At 68.7% G+C, this 17367-nt stretch carries 19 protein-coding genes; 6 read left to right on the forward strand and 13 right to left on the reverse strand.

Going from position 1 to position 17367, the window contains the following annotated elements:
* Window positions 1-28: 28 nt before the first annotated feature.
* From G472_RS0100455 to rpsF, 9 genes are all read right to left on the reverse strand, one after another.
* Window positions 29-805, reverse strand: a complete 777-nt coding sequence (locus tag G472_RS0100455; protein WP_029006775.1) for an ABC transporter ATP-binding protein — start codon at window positions 803-805, stop codon at window positions 29-31.
* Window positions 802-1578, reverse strand: coding sequence for an MlaE family ABC transporter permease (locus G472_RS0100460; protein WP_029006776.1), 777 nt, complete (start codon window positions 1576-1578; stop codon window positions 802-804). Before G472_RS0100460 ends, G472_RS0100455 begins: the two co-directional genes overlap by 4 nt.
* Window positions 1566-2693 (reverse strand): alanine racemase, encoded by a 1128-nt coding sequence (alr, locus tag G472_RS0100465; protein WP_035690592.1) that lies wholly within the window; start codon window positions 2691-2693, stop codon window positions 1566-1568. Before alr ends, G472_RS0100460 begins: the two co-directional genes overlap by 13 nt.
* Window positions 2686-4209 carry a replicative DNA helicase gene (locus G472_RS0100470; RefSeq protein WP_051340086.1) on the reverse strand — a complete coding sequence of 508 codons (1524 nt, stop codon included), beginning with the start codon at window positions 4207-4209 and terminating at the stop codon, window positions 2686-2688. The genes alr and G472_RS0100470 overlap by 8 nt, the downstream gene beginning before the upstream one ends.
* Before the next feature lie 127 nt (window positions 4210-4336).
* The gene (locus tag G472_RS0100475) at window positions 4337-5563 is read right to left on the reverse strand and encodes a cyclopropane fatty acid synthase (RefSeq protein WP_029006779.1); all 1227 of its coding nucleotides are present in this window, start codon (window positions 5561-5563) and stop codon (window positions 4337-4339) included.
* 212 nt (window positions 5564-5775) lie between these two features.
* Window positions 5776-6345 carry a 50S ribosomal protein L9 gene (gene rplI, locus G472_RS0100480; protein ID WP_029006780.1) on the reverse strand — a complete coding sequence of 190 codons (570 nt, stop codon included), beginning with the start codon at window positions 6343-6345 and terminating at the stop codon, window positions 5776-5778.
* The gene (locus tag G472_RS0100485; protein WP_029006781.1) at window positions 6345-7301 is read right to left on the reverse strand and encodes a DUF2232 domain-containing protein; all 957 of its coding nucleotides are present in this window, start codon (window positions 7299-7301) and stop codon (window positions 6345-6347) included. The genes rplI and G472_RS0100485 overlap by 1 nt, the downstream gene beginning before the upstream one ends.
* Before the next feature lie 49 nt (window positions 7302-7350).
* Window positions 7351-7620, reverse strand: a complete 270-nt coding sequence (rpsR, locus tag G472_RS0100490; RefSeq protein WP_029006782.1) for a 30S ribosomal protein S18 — start codon at window positions 7618-7620, stop codon at window positions 7351-7353.
* Window positions 7620-8072, reverse strand: coding sequence for a 30S ribosomal protein S6 (rpsF, locus tag G472_RS0100495; protein ID WP_029006783.1), 453 nt, complete (start codon window positions 8070-8072; stop codon window positions 7620-7622). The genes rpsR and rpsF overlap by 1 nt, the downstream gene beginning before the upstream one ends.
* A 287-nt stretch (window positions 8073-8359) precedes the next feature.
* Here rpsF and fabD point away from each other — a divergent pair, with 287 nt between their 5' ends.
* From fabD to mltG, 5 genes are all read left to right on the forward strand, one after another.
* Window positions 8360-9301, forward strand: coding sequence for an ACP S-malonyltransferase (gene fabD, locus G472_RS0100500; RefSeq protein ID WP_029006784.1), 942 nt, complete (start codon window positions 8360-8362; stop codon window positions 9299-9301).
* A gap of 8 nt (window positions 9302-9309) precedes the next feature.
* A complete protein-coding gene (fabG, locus tag G472_RS0100505; RefSeq protein ID WP_029006785.1) occupies window positions 9310-10053 on the forward strand; it encodes a 3-oxoacyl-[acyl-carrier-protein] reductase in 744 nt (247 codons plus the stop codon).
* 192 nt (window positions 10054-10245) lie between these two features.
* Window positions 10246-10485, forward strand: a complete 240-nt coding sequence (locus G472_RS0100510; protein ID WP_029006786.1) for an acyl carrier protein — start codon at window positions 10246-10248, stop codon at window positions 10483-10485.
* An 88-nt stretch (window positions 10486-10573) separates the two neighbouring features.
* Window positions 10574-11836 (forward strand): beta-ketoacyl-ACP synthase II, encoded by a 1263-nt coding sequence (gene fabF / locus G472_RS0100515; protein WP_029006787.1) that lies wholly within the window; start codon window positions 10574-10576, stop codon window positions 11834-11836.
* Between the two features lie 10 nt (window positions 11837-11846).
* A complete protein-coding gene (gene mltG, locus G472_RS0100520) occupies window positions 11847-12842 on the forward strand; it encodes an endolytic transglycosylase MltG (RefSeq protein WP_029006788.1) in 996 nt (331 codons plus the stop codon).
* Window positions 12843-12845: 3 nt separating this feature from the next.
* On the opposite strand, the gene G472_RS30500 is transcribed toward mltG, so the two are convergent.
* A complete protein-coding gene (locus G472_RS30500) occupies window positions 12846-14927 on the reverse strand; it encodes a response regulator (protein ID WP_156926940.1) in 2082 nt (693 codons plus the stop codon).
* 236 nt (window positions 14928-15163) lie between these two features.
* Here G472_RS30500 and G472_RS0100530 point away from each other — a divergent pair, with 236 nt between their 5' ends.
* Entirely contained in the window at window positions 15164-15472 is a 309-nt protein-coding gene (locus tag G472_RS0100530; RefSeq protein ID WP_051340089.1) for a DUF2934 domain-containing protein, read from the forward strand.
* A 122-nt stretch (window positions 15473-15594) separates the two neighbouring features.
* On the opposite strand, the gene G472_RS0100535 is transcribed toward G472_RS0100530, so the two are convergent.
* From G472_RS0100535 to G472_RS39345, 3 genes are all read right to left on the reverse strand, one after another.
* Window positions 15595-15810, reverse strand: coding sequence for a hypothetical protein (locus tag G472_RS0100535; protein WP_029006790.1), 216 nt, complete (start codon window positions 15808-15810; stop codon window positions 15595-15597).
* Between the two features lie 281 nt (window positions 15811-16091).
* Window positions 16092-16784 carry a nucleotidyl transferase AbiEii/AbiGii toxin family protein gene (locus G472_RS39340; protein WP_169732760.1) on the reverse strand — a complete coding sequence of 231 codons (693 nt, stop codon included), beginning with the start codon at window positions 16782-16784 and terminating at the stop codon, window positions 16092-16094.
* Window positions 16720-17181, reverse strand: a complete 462-nt coding sequence (locus G472_RS39345) for a hypothetical protein (RefSeq protein WP_029006791.1) — start codon at window positions 17179-17181, stop codon at window positions 16720-16722. Before G472_RS39345 ends, G472_RS39340 begins: the two co-directional genes overlap by 65 nt.
* Window positions 17182-17367: the final 186 nt, after the last annotated feature.

Here is a 17367-nt window from a genome sequence, read left to right on the forward strand (position 1 = left end):
GCCCTGCGGGCCGGGCCGGTCCCGCCGATCACAGCGCGCGGATCTGCATGCGGATCGGTCCGTCGGCGCGGCCATGGACGAACTGGTCCACATAGGGGTTGCCGGAATCGTCGATGTCGCTGGCATGGCCGGTCCAGATGATACGGCCCTGATAGATCATGGCGATGCGGTCGGCGATCTTGCGCGCCGACGCCATGTCGTGGGTGATGGTGACGGCGGTGGCGCCGAGGTCCTTCACGCACTGCACGATCAGCTCGTTGATGACGTCGGCCATGATCGGGTCGAGCCCGGTCGTCGGCTCGTCGAAGAAAATGATCTCCGGCTCGTCGGCGATGGCACGGGCCAGGGCCACGCGCTTCTGCATGCCGCCCGACAGTTCCGCCGGCGACAGGTTCGCCACCTCCGGCCCCAGGCCGACGGCGCCCAGCTTGGCCACGGCGATGTCGCGCGCCCTGGGACGGGGCATGTGCTCGCCCTGGATCAGGCCGAACGCCACGTTCTCCCACACCGGCAGGCTGTCGAACAGGGCGGCACCCTGGAACAGCATGCCGAACTTGTGCAGCAGACGCTCTCTGTCACGGGAGTTGAGGCGCGTGGTCTCGCGCCCGTCGACCCTGATGGAGCCGGAGTCCGGATGCAGCAGGCCGAGGATGCACTTCAGCATCACCGACTTGCCGGTGCCGGAGCCGCCGATGATCACCAGCGACTCGCCCCTGGCGACCTCCAGGTCGATGCCGTTCAGCACCGTCTTCGGGCCGAAGCTCTTGTGCACGCCGGCCAGCGCGATCTTGGGCGTTTCGGTCATTTGTCCGAGAAGAAGATGCCGGTGATGAGATAGTTGAACACCAGGATGAGGATCGAGGCCGCGACCACCGCGTTGGTCGTCGCCTGCCCGACACCCTGGGCACCGCCGCGCGACCGGTAGCCGAAATAGCAGCCCATCAGCGCGATCATGAATCCGAAGACCCCGGCCTTGACCAGACCGGAGATGACGTCCACCGGCTCCAGGAACTCCCACGTGCGGGAGATGTAGGAGGCGGGATTGAAGCCCAGCCGGTAGACGCTGACCAGGAACCCGCCGAACACGCCGATGATGTCGGCGACCAGCACCAGCAGCGGCAGCATGGTCAGCCCGGCGATCAGGCGCGGCACCACCAGGTACTTGTACGGGTTGGTCGACAGGGTGGAGAGGGCGTCGATCTGCTCGGTCACCCGCATGGTGCCGATCTCGGCGGCCATGGCGGCGCCGATGCGGCCGGCGACCATCAGGCCGGCCAGCACCGGCCCCAGCTCGCGCGTGACCGACAGCACCACCACGGTGGCAATGGCACCCTCCGCCTGGAACCGGGCAAAGCCCGAATAGCTCTGGAGCGCCAGCACCATGCCGGTGAACAGCGCGGTCAGCCCGACCACCGGCAGCGAGTAGTAGCCGATGTCGATCATCTGCCGCAGGACCTGGCGCAGATAGATCGGCGGCCGCAGGCAGTGGGAGACGGCGATCCCCGTGAACATGGCGACGTTGCCCGTCGCCCCGAGGAAGACCAGGAACGCCCGCCCGATGGCGGCTAGGAACCCCATGCGGACCCTCCCGGCGCGCCGCCCGTGTAGACCCGGTGATAGCGCGGGCCGAGCGACGTCAGGATCTCATAGCCGATGGTGCCGGCCTCGTCCGCGACGGTGTCGACGGGGCGGTGGGGGCCGATGACCTCCACCAGCGTGCCGGGAGCGACGGCTTCTTCGGGCAGGGCCGAGACGTCCACGGTCACCAGGTCCATGGACACCCGCCCGACCACCGGCGCCGGCACACCGCCGACGTACACGCTCCCGCGCCCGCTGAGCGCGCGCAGGTAGCCGTCGGCGTAACCCACTGCGATTGTTGCAATCCTGCCACTCCCTGCAACGCGGTGAGTGGCACCGTAGCCAACGGTCATAGGGCTGTCAACGCTGCGGACCTGGAGCACGCGGGCGTCCAGGCGCATGACGCCGTTCATCGGATTGATCGAATCGGGGGTCGGGTTGACGCCGTACAGGGCACAGCCCGGGCGCACAAGATCGAAGTGGAAGTCCGGACCGAGGAAGATGCCCGAGGAATTGGCCAGGCTGGCGGGGGCCGCCGGCAGGCTCGCGACGGCGGCGCGGAAGTGGTTCCGCTGCGCGGTGTTCATCGGCGTTGCGGTATCGGCACAGGCGAGGTGGCTGAGCCACAGGCGCACCTTGATGCCGGCCAGGCGGTCCGGCGTGGCCGCCAGCACCGCCAGTTCATCGGGGCCGAGTCCCAGGCGATTCATGCCGGTGTCGACGTGCACCGCGGCGGGTAGCGCCACCTCCAACCCGCGGGCGAAGGCGCCCCATGCGGTGATCTCTCCGAGGTGGTTGAGGACGGGGATGATGCGGGCCTCGACGAACACGCCCTCCGCTCCCGCCGGGAGACCGCCCAGCGACAGGATCTCCGCATCCGGGATGAGGGGGCGCAGAGCCAGCGCCTCGTCCAGGTGGGCGACGAAGAAGGTGGTGCAGCCGGCGGCGCGCAGGGCCGGCGCCACACGGGCCGCGCCAAGCCCGTAGGCGTCGGCCTTGAGAACGGCGGCGCAGGCCGCGGGGGCGGCCCGGTCGCGCAGCCGGCGCCAGTTGTCGGCGATGGCGTCGAGGTCGATGGTCAGAACCGCCCCGGCCCGTTGCAGTGCGTCACTCATTGGCGAAATCATCATGCCTTTGGTCGAGATCACCGAACTTCGTGAACTGACCGTCGAAGAACAGCCGCACCGTGCCGATGGGGCCGTGGCGCTGCTTGGCCAGGATGACCTCGGCGGTGTTGTGGACTTCGCCCAGGCGCTGCTGCCAGCGCTGGTAGCGGTCGTTGAACTTGTCGTCGCTTTCGTCCGGGCGGCGGCTCGGCTCGGCGCGCTCCAGATAATACTGTTCGCGAAAGACGAACATGACCACGTCGGCGTCCTGCTCGATGGAGCCCGATTCGCGCAGGTCGGCGAGCTGCGGGCGCTTGTCCTCGCGCAGTTCCACCGCACGGCTGAGCTGGGAGAGCGCCAGCACCGGCAGGTCCAGCTCCTTGGCGATGGCCTTGAGGCCGCGGGTGATCTCCGAGATCTCCTGCACCCGGTTCTCCGACCCGCGCGAGGACGAGCCGCGCAGGAGCTGCAGGTAATCCACCACCACCAGCCCCAGACCCTGGGTGCGCTTCAGGCGCCGGCAACGGGTGCGCACGGCCGCCACCGACAGGGCCGGGGTGTCGTCCACGTAGAAGGGGACGCGGGCCAGTTCCTGGCTGGCCTGGACGAACTTGGGGAAGTCGGTGTCGCGGATCTCGCCGCGGCGGATCTTGTCGCCGGGGACCTGCGTCTCATCGGCCAGGATGCGGGTGGCGAGCTGTTCGGACGACATTTCCAGCGAGAAGAAGCCGACGCACGCCCCTTCCTGCCCGCTGGAGCGCATATAGGCCTTGGCGGCGTTGAAGGCGATGTTGGTGGCCAACGCCGTCTTACCCATGGAGGGGCGGCCGGCCAGGATGACCAGGTCCGACGGGTGCAGACCGCCCATCTTGCGGTCGATGTCCATCAGGCCGGTGGTGACGCCGGTCACATGGCTGGAGCGGCGGAAGGCCGTCTCCGCCATCTCGATCGCCACCTTCACCGATTCGGAGAAGGAGACGAAGCCGCCCTGCACCTCGCCTGTCGAGGCGAGGTCGAAGAGCTGCTTCTCCGCCTCGCCGATCTGGTCCATGGCGGAGCTGTCGAGGTCGTGGCGGAACGCCTCGTTCACCATGTCGGTCCCGACCTCGATCAACTGCCGCCGCAGGAACAGGTCGTGGATGGTGCGCCCGTAGTCGCCGGCGTTGATCACGGTGACCACGTTGGCCGCCAGTTCCGCCAGATAGCTGGCCCCGCCCTCGTCCGCCAGCGCCGGGTCGTTCTCGAAGTAGGACTTCAGGGTCACCGGGTTGGCGATCTGCCCCCGGTCGATCATCTTGACGATCGCTTCGAAGATCCGCTGGTGGACGGGATCGTAGAAATGGGGCGGCTTGAGGAAATCGCCGACCTTCTCGTACGCCTTGTTGTTGACCAGGATGGCGCCCAGCAGCGCCTGCTCCGCCTCTTCGTTGTGGGGTGGCGTGCGGTACTCGGGCGTGGCGCCGTTCAGCGACGCCGGAGCGCCGGCGTAGGCGCCGGGGGCGGTGCGGGAAAGGGTGTCGTCCATGGCCGGCACTCTACCAAACGGCCGGGCGGGCCGGCTGTGCGAAGCGCACATGCCACCCCGGAAAAGCTGTGCACAACTTTCATCCCCGGGTGGAGAATTCCGGGGATAACCGTGGACGTGCGTGCGCTCAGGCGGCGCTCGCCGCGGCGGAACGGGAGTTGGCCAGGTCCCGTTCGGCGGCGTGGATGTAGTCCCGCGTCAGGGGCACCGCCCCCGCCGACCGGGCGAGCTGGACCTGGAACACCATGTGGCCCTGATAGCGGAAGGCGATCTCCGCCCCGGCCAGATAGAATTCCCACATGCGGCAGAACCGCTCGTCGTAAAGCCGCGCCGCGTCCTCCCGCCGCTCCAGGAACCGGGCGCGCCAGTGGCGCAGAGTCTCGGCATAGTGCAGCCGCAGCACCTCCAGGTCGGTGGCCCACAGGCCGGAGCGTTCGATCGCCGGAACGACCTCCGACAGGGCGGGGGAGTAGCCGCCGGGGAAGATGTACTTGCGGAACCACGGGTTGGTGGCACCCGGCCCTTCGCTGCGGCCGATGGAGTGCAGCAGGGCCACGCCGTCGTCAGCCAGAAGGTCGCGCACCCGCTCGAAGAACGCGGGGTAATGGGGGGCGCCCACATGCTCGAACATGCCCACCGAAACGATCCGGTCGAAGCAGCCGGTCATGTCCCGGTAGTCGCGCAGCTCGAAGCGGACGCGGTCGCTCAGGCCGGCCTGCTCCGCCCGTTCCCGTGCGACGGCGAGCTGTTCGGCCGACAGCGTGATTCCCGTGACGTCCGCCCCGGTCGCCCGGGCCAGGTACAGGGCCATGCCGCCCCAGCCGCAGCCGATGTCCAGCACCCTGTGGCCCGGCCGCAGCAGCAGCTTTGCGGCGATATGCCGCTTCTTGGCCTCCTGCGCCTCGTCCAGCGTCATGTCCGGACGGGCGAAATAGGCGCAGGAATATTGCAGGTCGCGATCGAGGAACAGTTCGTAGAGCCGGCGCGACAGGTCGTAATGGTGCGCCACGTTGCGCCGGGCGCGGCCGCGGTGGTTGTTCTGCTCGATGAAGCGCGCGACGGGGGCCACCCACTCCCGCACGCGGCCCAGGGCCCCGTGCACCTCGGTTCCGCGGCTGAGGATGGCCAGGGCGTCGTAGATCGTGCCGCCCTCGATGGTGAGGCGGCCGTCCATGTAGGCCTCCCCGAAGGTCAGGCGGGGAGAGAGGATCAACTGCCGGTGCAGTGCCCGGTCGTGGAGACGGATGGTGACCTCCGGCGTGCCCCGGCCGAACCGGTGGACGGTGCCGTCCGCATCCACCAGCCCCAGGGCATCGTTGGCAATGGCTTGATCGAGAAGTCGCGCAAGCAGCATTCCTCTGCCTCCTCACGGTTTGCAGCGAAGGCACCCCCGGGGAAGAACTGGGAACCGGAGGAGCAACCGTGAAGGGGCAAGGGGCATCAACATTCGCACACGTGCCATTCGAAACGCGAAAAGCCGCCCACCCCCGTTACGGGATGGGCGGCGATCCGGACGAGCGGCTGAACCGAGCGGTGGCGAAGGCGCGAGGTCCCGCGCCGCCGGGATCAGGTCTCCTCGGTCTCCTCGGCGCGGGCGGCGGCGGCCTCGGCGGCCTCCCGCTCCTCTTCCTCGTCGAGCAGGTCGGCGGCGGTGATCATGCCGCCGCGCTGGGCCTGAAGCTCGGCCTCTTCGGCCGAACGGGCGACGTTCACCGTGACGTGGACGCTGACCTCCGGGTGCAGCACGATGCGCACGCGGAACAGACCCAGCGTCTTGATCGGCTGGTCGATGGAGACCTGCTGGCGCTCCACCGAGAAGCCGGCGGCGGTCAGCGCGTCGGCGATGTCGCGGCTGGACACCGAGCCGTAGAGCACGCCCGTCTCACCCGCCTGGCGGGTGATGACGACGGCCACGCCGTCCACCTTCTGCGCCACGTACTCGGCGTCCTTGCGGCGCTCGAGGTTGGCGGCCTCAAGGCTGGCGCGCTGCTTCTGGAAATACTCCAGGTTCGTCTTCGTGGCGCGCAGCGCCTTCTTCTGCGGCAGCAGGTAGTTGCGCGCGAAACCGGCGCGCACCTTCACCACCTGGCCCATCTGGCCGAGCTTCTCGACCCGCTCCAAAAGAATGACTTCCATCACTCGTCCTCCTGATCGGGGCCCGCCGCCCGCATCCGGCGGCGGAACCCCATCCACTGCTCGATCACGCCCAGGCCGACCATCAAGACGATCGGCCACCCGAAGAGAAACAGGAACAGATAAAACCCTACCAGCAAGGCCGTCCGCGACCGCTGGCGCTCGGCGAACACGTGCACCACCGACAAACCGGCGAAGGCGAAGGGCAGGCCCAGGATGATGGCGACGTTCAGCGCCACGAACCCGGCCGTGCCCGGAAGCACCATCGCCGCCAGAACCGCGACGGCGAACGCCGGGGGCGCCCACTGCGGCAGTTCCAGGTCGGCCAGCCGCATCGGCGGACGCCGGTTGCGGCCGAACCGCATCAGCAGCCCCTGCGCCAGCGTCGCGTTGACGATGGTCATCAGCAGCCACGACGCGGCCATGATGCCCGGCATCGCCGACGCGAACCCCAGCGCCTCGTCCGGCGGCGGCGCCTCGCCCTCCGGGCCGAACAGCCCGGCGACCTCACGCACCATGCCCCGGATCAACTCCTCCAGCCCGCCCGGCTCGCCCGCGGCCAGCAGCACCGCCACCAGGAAGGCGGCGACGCCCAGGCCGGTCAGGCCGATCAGCAGGTGCCCCGGCGGGTACCATTCGATCCCGCCGTCGGCGGCCGGCCGTGCCAGCAGGGCCTGACGCACGACGACCAGCGCCGGCAGGACGCCGGTGGCGGCGTAGCCCAGCGTCGCCACCGGGCTGCCCGTCGCCAGCAGGACCACGCCCCCGGCCACCGCCCCGGCCACGGCCACGGCGCCGAAGCCGAACCAGAGGCCGCTGACGAACAGCGGGAGCGGTGCCAGGTACACCAGGATCAGCGCGCCGAATCCGCCCGACAGGACCGAGACGTACAGCAGCGCGCTGGCAAGGCCGCCCGCGAGGGCGATGGCCGGTGCCGTATTCAGGAACCCCGTCGGCATGGCTGGCGGTGATCCTTCCTCGGGTCTTATCCGTTCAGCCTTTCCCGCCTTACTTCACGATGTAAGGCAGGAGGGCCAGGAACCGGGCGCGCTTGATGGCGCGGGCCAGTTCACGCTGCTTCTTCGCCGACACCGCGGTGATCCGGCTCGGGACGATCTTGCCGCGCTCCGAGATGAAGCGGGACAGCAGCTTGACGTCCTTGTAGTCGATCGCCGGGGCGTTGGCGCCGGAGAACGGGCAGGTCTTGCGGCGGCGGAAGAACGGGCGGCGCGGGCCGCCGCCGGAACGCGGCGCCCCGGAGGTCTGCTTGTCGCTCATCAGGCGGTCTCCCCTTCGGCGGTGGCGGCCGGCTGCGGGGCCGGCTCATGACGGCGGGGCGGGCGGGGCCCGCGATCGTCGAAGCGGCGCGGGCCGCGATCGCCGCGGTCGCCACGCTCACCGCGCTCGCCGCGGCTCTGCATCATCACCGACGGGTTGGCGTCCAGCGCCTCGACGCGCAGCGACATATAGCGCAGCACGTCTTCGCTCAGGCCCATGTTGCGCTCCATCTCGAGCACGGCCGCGGCCGGCGCGTCGATGTGCAGCATCAGGTAGTGGCCCTTGCGGTTCTTCTTGATCTTGTAGGCGAGGGTCTTGAGACCCCAGTACTCGGTCTTGGTGACCTGGCCGCCGTTGTCGCGAACGATCTGGGCGTAGGTCTCGCCGAGCTGCTCGGCCTGGGCGGCCGAAATGTCCTGGCGTGCGATCAGCACGCACTCGTAGAGCGCCATATGACTCCCCATGGCTGTTGACGGGCCGGCGCTGCGTCGCTCCATATGGAGCGGTCAGCCGCCCGGCCCTAGCCGGCGGCACGCGGGCACGCCGGCAAGGAGTTGCGGAGCGGCGCACTATACATGGATCGGGTCGGCGGGCAAGGGGCAAGTGGCCGCAAATCGCGCTGCCGCGCGGAAGTCGCACGCGCTCCGCTTGACTTGCGTCGATTGACCGGTATGACTGTCGCCCAATTCGTGACCAGGGGCCGCGCCGGCGCGGCGCCAACAGCGGGGTCGGAGCGAGCATGACCAGGGCGTTCGTCTTTCCGGGGCAGGGCAGCCAGGCCGTCGGCATGGGCCGGGAACTGGCGCAGGCGTTCGAAATCGCGCGCCTGACCTTTGAAGAGGTGGACGAGGCGCTGTCGCAGCGCCTGTCCCGCCTGATGTTCGAAGGACCCGAGGATGAGCTGACCCTGACCGAGAACGCCCAGCCCGCGCTGATGGCCGTCAGCGTCGCGGTCCTGCGGGTGCTGAAGGACCAGGGCGGACTCGACCTGCGCCGTCACGCCACCTTCGTCGCCGGACATTCTCTGGGCGAGTATTCGGCCCTGTGCGCCGCCGGCACCTTCTCGCTGGCCGACACCGCGCGCCTGCTGAAGCTGCGCGGCCGGTCCATGCAGAAAGCGGTGCCGGTCGGGCGGGGCGCCATGGCGGCACTCCTGGGCGCCGATCCGGAGCAGGCGCAGGCCATCGCCGCCGAGGCCGCGGCCGGTGAGGTGTGCGCGGTTGCCAACGACAACGCCGTCGGGCAGGTGGTCATTTCCGGCCACGCCACCGCCGTCGACCGCGCCATCGCGCTGGCCGCCGGGCGGGGCCTGAAGCGCTCGGTCAAGCTGCCGGTCAGCGCGCCCTTCCATTGCCCGCTCATGCAGCCGGCCGCCGACGCCATGGCGGAGGCGCTGGAGGCGGTCTCCGTGGCGGCGCCGGAGGTCCCGGTGGTCGCCAACGTCACCGCCGCCGCCGTCAGCGACCCGGCCGAGATCCGCCGCCTGCTGGTGGAGCAGGTGACCGGCATGGTGCGCTGGCGCGAGAGCGTGCTCTATATGAAGGAGCAGGGCGTCGCGACGCTGGTGGAACTGGGGGCCGGCAAGGTCCTGGCCGGGCTGGCCAAGCGCATCGACAAGGATGTGGCCGCCACCTCCGTCGGCACGCCCGCCGACGTCGAGTCCTTCCTGAAGACGCTGTGAGAGGCACCATGTTCGACCTGACGGGTAAGTGCGCGCTGGTGACCGGCGCGTCCGGCGGCATCGGCGCCGCCATCGCCAAGGCCCTGCACGCGCAGGGCGCCACCGTTGCCCTGTCGGGCACGCGCGTCGCCGCCCTGGAGGCGCTGGCTGCCGGGATGGGCGGGGAGCGCGTGGTGGTGACGCCGGGCAACCTGTCCGACGCCGCCGCCACCGAGCAGCTTGCCCGGGACGCCGAGGCGGCGCTGGGCGGGCGCATCGACATCCTGGTCAACAACGCCGGCCTCACCCGCGACCAGTTGGCCATGCGCATGAAGGACGAGGACTGGCAGCAGGTGCTGGACGTCAACCTGACGGCCGCCTTCCGGCTGTCGCGGGCCGTGCTGCGCGGCATGATGAAGCGGCGCTTCGGCCGAATCATCGCCATCACCTCCATCGTCGGCGTCACCGGCAACCCCGGCCAGACCAACTACGCCGCGTCCAAGGCCGGCCTGATCGGCATGTCGAAGGCGCTGGCGGCCGAGGTGGCGTCGCGCAACATCACCGTCAACTGCGTGGCGCCCGGATTCATCACCACGGCGATGACCGACGCGCTGAACGCGGATCAGAAGGACAAGCTGTTGAGCGCCATCCCCGCCGGCCGCATGGGCGAGCCGGCGGAGATCGCCGCCGGGGTCGTCTACCTGGCGAGCGACGAAGCCGCTTACATCACGGGCCAGACGCTGCACGTCAACGGCGGCATGGCCATGATCTGAGCCGGCGGAAAAAGGGTAGGACGACGCGGAAACCGCGCCCGCGGGGCGCTGGTCAAGCCTGCGGAAATGTGTTATCGGACGTGGCTTTTCGCGGCAGCAAGACATGCAGAACTGCGTGTGCCCGGAATGCCGGATTCGCCCAAGCGGTCAAGGATCTGACCAGACGGTCAAGGATTTGGAAGGTCGACGAACATGAGTGACATCGCCGAGCGCGTGAAGAAGATCGTTGTGGACCACCTGGGTGTGGAAGAGTCGAAGGTGACGGAGAACGCCTCCTTCATCGACGATCTCGGCGCCGACAGCCTGGACACGGTGGAACTGGTCATGGCTTTCGAGGAGGAGTTCGGCTGCGAGATCCCGGACGACGCCGCGGAAAAGATCCTGACGGTGAAGGACGCCATCGACTTCATCCAGTCGAACTCCGCGTCCTGATCGGACACGGGCGACCAAACGGGGGCCAGGCACCGCACGATCGGAGGCCTGGCCGTCGCGAGACAGCACAAATATGTCAGGGAATCCCATGAGACGTGTCGTCGTTACCGGCCTCGGTCTGGTCACGCCGCTCGGCGCCGGCCACAACGTCAACTGGCAACGGCTGATCAACGCCGAATCGGGCATTCGCGCGATCACGTCGTTTGACGTCTCCGATCTGGCTTCCAAGGTTGCGGGGCAGGTCCCGCGCGGCACCGGCGACGGCGCGTTCAACGCCGACGAGCATGTGGCGCCCAAGGACCAGCGGAAGATGGATGATTTCATCATCTTCGCCATCGGTGCAGCCAACGAGGCAGTACGGGATTCCGGCTGGGTGCCGCAGACCGACGAGGAGCGCGAGCGCACCGGCGTCATGGTCGGCTCCGGCATCGGCGGCCTGCCCGGCATCGCCGAAGGGGCGGTGACCCTGCACGAGCGCGGTCCGCGCCGTCTGTCGCCGTTCTTCATCCCCGGCTGTCTGATCAACCTGGCGTCGGGGCACATTTCGATCAATCACGGATTCAAAGGGCCGAACCACGCGGTGGTCACGGCTTGCTCCACCGGCGCCCACGCCATCGGCGACGCCGCGCGCCTCATCATGTGGGGCGACGCCGACGTGATGGTGGCGGGCGGTGCGGAGTCGGCGGTCTGCCGTCTGGGCGTCGGCGGCTTCGCCGCCATGCGCGCCCTGTCCACCGGCTTCAACGATACGCCCGAGAAGGCGTCGCGCCCCTACGACAAGGACCGGGACGGCTTCGTGATCAGCGAAGGCGCCGGCGTGGTGGTGCTGGAGGAGCTGGAGCACGCCCGCAAGCGCGGTGCGCACATCTACGCAGAGGTGGTCGGCTACGGCCTGTCCGGTGACGCCTACCACATCTCCGCTCCGGCCGAGGACGGGAACGGCGGCTTCCGCGCCATGCGCATGGCGCTGCAGCGGGCCGGTCTCAACCCCGAGGACATCGACTACGTCAACGCCCACGGCACCTCGACGCCGCTCGGCGACGAGATCGAGCTGGGGGCGGTGCGGCGCCTGTTCGGGCCGGCCATTGAGAAGCTGGCCATGTCGTCGACCAAATCGGCCATCGGCCACCTGCTGGGTGCCGCCGGAGCGGTCGAGGCCATCTACTCCATCAAAGCGATCAATCACGGCGTCGTCCCGCCGACACTGAACCTGGAGAATCCGTCGGAGAGCTGCCAGGGCGTCAACCTGGTGCCGCGGCAGGCGCAGGAGCGCCGGGTGCGGGCCGCCCTGTCCAACTCCTTCGGGTTCGGAGGCACCAACGCGTCCCTGGTCTTCCGGGAAGTCGCGTAAGGAGGACCGCATGGGGTGGGGCCTCCGGATCGCCGCGGGGGCACTCGCCGCCACGGTGTTCCTAGCCGCCGTCATGGTGTGGGCCGGCCTGCGCGTCGCCGCACCCGGCCCCCTGCGGGAGGCGGTCACCGTCGTGGTGCCACGCGGCAGTGGGCTGGAAGCCATCGCCCTGACGCTCAGCGATGCGGGCGTGGTGGAATCGCCACTGCTGTTCATGGCCGGCGCCCGCATGACGGGCGCGGTCCGTGCCCTCAAGGCGGGTGAATACGCGTTCGCACCGGGCGTCAGCATCGACGGGGTTCTCAAGCAGCTCCGCCAGGGACGCACGGTGGTGCGCCGTCTCACCGTACCCGAAGGGCTGACGGTGGCGCAGGTGTTGACCCTGCTTGGCGAGGAACCCGCCCTGTCCGGCGAGATCCGCAGCCGGCCGCCGGAGGGCAGCCTGCTGCCGGAAACCTACCATTTTTCCTATGGCGACAGCCGCGAAGGCATGATCGCCCGCATGACGTCGGCCATGGACGCGGCGTTGGCGGAGGCCTGGAGCCGGCGGGAGGAGGGGCTGCCCTTCGCGACGCCGGCGGAGGCGCTGACGCTGGCCTCCATCGTTGAAAAGGAAACCAGCGTTGCCGAGGAGCGGGCGCGGGTCGCCGGCGTCTTCGTCAACCGCCTGAAGGGCGGGATGCGGCTTCAGTCGGATCCGACCGTGATCTATGCCCTGACCGACGGATCGGGCGATCTCGGCCGTCCGTTGACGCGCGCCGACTGGAAGTACGAATCCGACTACAACACCTACTTCGCCGACGGGCTGCCGCCCGGCCCCATCGCCAACCCCGGCCGGGCCGCCATCGAAGCGGTGTTGAAGCCGGACCGGCATGATTTCTTCTACTTCGTTGCCGACGGCACCGGCGGCCATGCCTTTTCCCGCACCCTGGCCGAGCACAACCGCAACGTCACCCGCTGGCGTGCCGTGCAGCGGCGGCAGACGGGAGAGGGGACCGGGAATTAGGCGCTAAGGGATCGGTGCGCCATTCGGTGCCGGCGCCGGCGCAGGGAGGGGAGCACCATCCATCGCCCGGCGCATGGCGTCCAGCAAGGCCGTGCGGTCGAACGGTTTGGCGAGCACCTCGAAGCCGGCGGTCCTGGCCTGGGCCGTGAGATCGCTGTAGCCAGACACCAGGATCACCGGCAGCCCCGGACGGCACTCGCGCACCCGGCGGGCCAGCGTCAGCCCGTCGATGGCGCCGGGCATCCGGATGTCGGACACCAGAACGTCGACGCCGCCCGTTGCGATCCGCTCCAGCGCCGATGCGGCGTCCGCCGTCTCCACCACGTCCATTCCGGCGTCGCGCAGCAGGTCGGCGGTCACCCGGCGGACGTCGGCGTTGTCGTCGACCAGGAGAAGGCGGGCGGCGGGTGCCATGCCGTCACGGTCCGCAACCGGTGCGGCGGGCACCTCCGGTGGCGATGCAGCGGCAAGGGGCAGAATGACGGTGACCGTGGTGCCGGCCCCCGGCGTGCTGACGATCTCGGTGCCGCCACCGGCTGCCTTGGCGAACCCGTAAACCTGGCTGAGGCCGAGGCCGGAGCCTTTGCCCACCGGCTTGGTGGTGTAGAACGGCTCGAAGACGTGGGGCAGCGCGTCGGCTGCGATGCCCGCACCGGTGTCGGACACCGATACGGCGACACGGGTTCCGGCCGCCGTTTCCTCCCCCCGTACGGCGATCCGCACGGTGCCGACGCCGGCAATGGCGTCGCGGGCGTTGACCGCCAGGTTCAGCAGGGCCACGTCGAATTGCACGGGGTCGGCGGTGATCGCCAAGCCATCCGACAGGTCGGTCTCCAGCAGGATGTCGCCGCGCAGCGATTGGCGGATCATGGAGAGGCCGGCGCGGATGCGGGCCGCCGGATCGAACGTGGCGGATGTGCCGCCGCCGCCGCCCCGGGAAAAGACCAGAAGGTCGCGCGTCAGCCGCGATCCGCGCTCCACGGCGGTGATGATGGCGTTCAGGTTCCGGGCGACGCGCGGGTCTTCGCCGCCGGGCAGGCCGCTGATGCGCCGCCGGATCAGTTCGGCGTTTCCCTGGACGACCATGAGAAGGTTGTTGATGTCGTGTGCGACGCCGCCGGTCATGCGGCCGAGCGCCTCCAGCCGATTGGATTGCTCGCGAGCCCCGGCGAGCCGGCGCTCGGCGATGATCTCGCGGCGCAGCAGCCAGACCAGCGACGCGGAGAGGACCAGCGCCGTGAGCGCGGCCACCCCGAGCATCCACAGGGAGTGCACCAGCGGTGCCCGGTACACCACCAGCGGAATCGACACGTGGGCCGACCAGCCGGTGGCTGCGGACTTGCGGAACGCTGTGACCACGGCCGATCCGTCGGGAGCCATGCCGTCGTACACGCCGCCATCGGCCGTCGCCCGGGCCTCCGTCGCGCGCGGTCCGGCGGGGTGGCCGGCACGGTCCGGGGTCGCCGTGGCGGTGACCAGGCGGTTGGCACCATCGATCAGAAAGGCGCGGAAAGGCGGGGGAGCTTCCTCGCGCAGGATGGCGGTCAACGCCTCGGTGCGAATCGTGACGACCGCGGCCATTGCCACCGCGCCGTCGCGCATTACGGGCACGCGGATGCCGAAGGTCGGCAGAGGACCGGTGGCAAGGGGACCCGGCCCGGTGACATTGCCGATGACCGGTCTGCCCTCGCTCAACACCCGTCGGTGTCCGTCGGTGTCGACCACATCGTGGAGCGGCGTGCCGAAGGGAAGGGCGGTGTTGACGATCTGGCGCCCGCCGGCGTCGGCCAGGATAACCTGCCGCCACAGGGGCATCTCCGCGGCGAACCGGGACGCGACCTCGTGGAACGCGGCCGCATCCGGGGCATCCCCGTCCAGCGTCGGTGAGCGGGCGAGGGCCTTGAGGAGTTCGGTCTGGGTTTCCAGCACCCGTTCGACGCGCGTCAGCGTGCGCTCGGCGCGCGCTACCGCCTCCTCGCGCAGGCGATCCTGCTGCTCACGCATGGCGAACAGCCCCAGCCCGGCGGTCAGCAGGGCCAGTGGCAGCAAGGCGCCGACAATGAGGAGGAGGATACGCTGCCGCACGGCCAGCATCCCTTACGGGTGAAGCGACCCTTCTTTGAGCCCCGGTTGCCATTCCCCGTCAAGCTGGCGAACCGGCCAGGGCCATTCGGGCGACCATGCCCGAACATTCCGGGGATCGGGACGGATCGTCGCGTGTTCTTGCGCCGCCGCCGGCCTTTCGGCACCATCCGGCGTGGACTTAGCCGGGCCGATGTGCCGTTGCCATGTCAGAAGAGGCGAAGACGATGGATTCGAGCATGGAACAGCGCGTCCGCGAACGCGCGTACGCGATCTGGGTCGAGGAGGGATGCCCCGACGGGCAGGACGGCGATCATTGGCTGAGGGCGGAGAGCGAGATCGCCGCTCTGCTGCGCACCGCGCCTCCGACCATCGAGGTGGACACCGAAGAGACCGCCGTCGCGGTGGCCGAAGACGCTCCGGCACCGGTGCGCAAGACGCGGGCGCGAAAGGCACCGGCGCAAACGGCGAGAGCGGAGGCGGGGGCTGCGGCCGCCAAGCCGCCGGCAAAGCCGCGAGCCCGCCGGAAGGCCGAACCGGCCACATGATCCGGGCCGAACCGGCCACGTGATCACGGCGCCCTGATCCGGGATGCTCCGGCATCCCGTAGCGGGGTGATCCGGGAACCGGCGCCGCGGTCCGGGCGCCGGCCATCCCCGCGCCGGCCGTATCAGGCCGCGTTGGACACCACCATGACGCCGCCGGCGGAGCCGTACGACTTGCGGGCGGCCCGCATGTTCTCCAGGGTCTCGCGCAGGCTCTCCTCGGCGAAGCCGGGCTGGAGCTGGTTCAGCTCCTTCTGGGTCAGTTCGATGAAGGCATCGAGGAGGCGGGCGTGGATGCGGCAGGCCTTGCGGATGTCGTCGGAGATGTGAGGACCGGCCATCGTTTCTTGCTCCTGTTGCGCGGTTCCGCCGTAACGCGGGGGAAGTTGCATGCGCAATTGGCGCCCGGGCCGGTTAACAAAACCTTTCCGAAGCCTTGCCAATGAAGTAATCTTTGGTGTTAATCCCTTAGAATGCCGAACAACTCCATTTCAAACATCATTGATGTGTTACAGATATTGGGCAGTCGGAAAGACAAAAATGGGATACTTCTTGTGACGTTTTGTGGGCCGTCTTCGCTCGGGGAAGCTTCCGTGACCGGGTGAACTGCCGAGGCTTTCGTTCAGTTGGCAGAGGTTGGCCGATGCGATCGGGCCGATAGGAAATCGAGCGCGATTGCCGGAGCTGCGGCCGTCATGTACCGACGGCCATGTTCCGTGGGGTTCACATCCTGCGCGGCCATGGTCACGTAGCTCGGTGCCAGGCGTTCGATACGATCGACCAGCTTATCCAGTTTGTTCTCGACTTCAGGCAGTGCGTTCCACAGCTCTTCACGGCTATGCTCTATGACCGCGGCGAAATCGAAAACATCGCGGACTTTGAAGTTCGACGGTCTATAGAAGATTTTCTTGATCACCGTCTCCCATGGCGTCTCGATCGAGATTTCACGCGTCTCGAAAACCCATGGCATCGTCGGATTGTCCGTGCGGCGACTGGCGATGATGACATCGATCTCGCCGCCATCCATGTACAGCTTGAGATAGTTTCCGGGATACTCGTACTTTCGGCCATCCAGAAGCTGTTTGGTAAACGGATTGCGGCCGGGCGTCAGATTTCGGATGACATCGGAGTCCCGGACGAAGGCGTCGATGTCGTAGCTCACACGATGGTCAAGATGAACGGCCAGGGCGGTGCCGCCGCCGAACGTCCAGTCCGGCGGATCATTCAGACTGTCCATCAGGCGGATGGTGTCACGCAGCAGGCCGCGCCAGCGTGAGGTCGGCCATTTCCTTGATCCAGGGCACTGTTCGTCCATCGATGGCCTTCCAGGTTCGGGCGGCGCGGTACAACTCCTCGAAATCGACCACGCCGGCCAGCACCAGATCGTGAATCGCTTCTTCCGACACTTCGTCAAAGAAGGCTTCCATGTGCGGTTGCCACTGTGGCGTCGGGTGACGGGCCAGCAGGCAAAGCACGAACGTCTCGGCGTCGATCGGGTGCGGCCGCGGGGCGTTGATCGTTCCGAGGACGAAGTCGAGATGCCGACCGGCTTCGACGGCCTTCCCGGCAGCGTCGCGATAGCGGCCGGCGATGGCCCTGATGACGTCCCCGGCCGCGGCCGGCACCTGAACCTCGACACGCGTGATCTGTCGCGCCGCCTTCTGCGTCGCCCGGTAGCGCCTGACCCGATCCCCCGCCGTCCGATCAACCATGGCAAGCCTCCGCGGCGTATCCCCCCGGTCATTGTGCCGTATTCCGGTAACGCAGGCAAAAGCCGGAGGAGCGGCGCGGATCGCCCTGTCATACGGTCGGCAATTGATCACGTCCATCAATTGCCGACCGTAAAACCCGGCAGATCAATGCCCGGGCATTGATCGAGAGGGTGATACCGGCGGCAT

It is taken from the genome of Azospirillum halopraeferens DSM 3675 (assembly GCF_000429625.1).
Classification (GTDB): Bacteria; Pseudomonadota; Alphaproteobacteria; order Azospirillales; family Azospirillaceae; genus Azospirillum; species Azospirillum halopraeferens.

Excerpts from the sequence above, each read along its gene's own strand:
- G472_RS0100455 (WP_029006775.1), bottom strand. The coding sequence starts at position 805 with ATGACCGAAACGCCCAAGATCGCGCTGGCCGGCGTGCACAAGAGCTTC.
- G472_RS0100460 (WP_029006776.1), bottom strand. The coding sequence starts at position 1,578 with ATGGGGTTCCTAGCCGCCATCGGGCGGGCGTTCCTGGTCTTCCTCGGG.
- alr (WP_035690592.1), bottom strand. The coding sequence starts at position 2,693 with ATGAGTGACGCACTGCAACGGGCCGGGGCGGTTCTGACCATCGACCTC.
- G472_RS0100470 (WP_051340086.1), bottom strand. The coding sequence starts at position 4,209 with ATGGACGACACCCTTTCCCGCACCGCCCCCGGCGCCTACGCCGGCGCT.
- G472_RS0100475 (WP_029006779.1), bottom strand. The coding sequence starts at position 5,563 with ATGCTGCTTGCGCGACTTCTCGATCAAGCCATTGCCAACGATGCCCTG.
- rplI (WP_029006780.1), bottom strand. The coding sequence starts at position 6,345 with ATGGAAGTCATTCTTTTGGAGCGGGTCGAGAAGCTCGGCCAGATGGGC.
- G472_RS0100485 (WP_029006781.1), bottom strand. The coding sequence starts at position 7,301 with ATGCCGACGGGGTTCCTGAATACGGCACCGGCCATCGCCCTCGCGGGC.
- rpsR (WP_029006782.1), bottom strand. The coding sequence starts at position 7,620 with ATGAGCGACAAGCAGACCTCCGGGGCGCCGCGTTCCGGCGGCGGCCCG.
- rpsF (WP_029006783.1), bottom strand. The coding sequence starts at position 8,072 with ATGGCGCTCTACGAGTGCGTGCTGATCGCACGCCAGGACATTTCGGCC.
- fabD (WP_029006784.1), top strand. The coding sequence starts at position 8,360 with ATGACCAGGGCGTTCGTCTTTCCGGGGCAGGGCAGCCAGGCCGTCGGC.
- fabG (WP_029006785.1), top strand. The coding sequence starts at position 9,310 with ATGTTCGACCTGACGGGTAAGTGCGCGCTGGTGACCGGCGCGTCCGGC.
- G472_RS0100510 (WP_029006786.1), top strand. The coding sequence starts at position 10,246 with ATGAGTGACATCGCCGAGCGCGTGAAGAAGATCGTTGTGGACCACCTG.
- fabF (WP_029006787.1), top strand. The coding sequence starts at position 10,574 with ATGAGACGTGTCGTCGTTACCGGCCTCGGTCTGGTCACGCCGCTCGGC.
- mltG (WP_029006788.1), top strand. The coding sequence starts at position 11,847 with ATGGGGTGGGGCCTCCGGATCGCCGCGGGGGCACTCGCCGCCACGGTG.
- G472_RS0100530 (WP_051340089.1), top strand. The coding sequence starts at position 15,164 with ATGGAACAGCGCGTCCGCGAACGCGCGTACGCGATCTGGGTCGAGGAG.
- G472_RS0100535 (WP_029006790.1), bottom strand. The coding sequence starts at position 15,810 with ATGGCCGGTCCTCACATCTCCGACGACATCCGCAAGGCCTGCCGCATC.
- G472_RS39340 (WP_169732760.1), bottom strand. The coding sequence starts at position 16,784 with ATGGACGAACAGTGCCCTGGATCAAGGAAATGGCCGACCTCACGCTGG.
- G472_RS39345 (WP_029006791.1), bottom strand. The coding sequence starts at position 17,181 with ATGGTTGATCGGACGGCGGGGGATCGGGTCAGGCGCTACCGGGCGACG.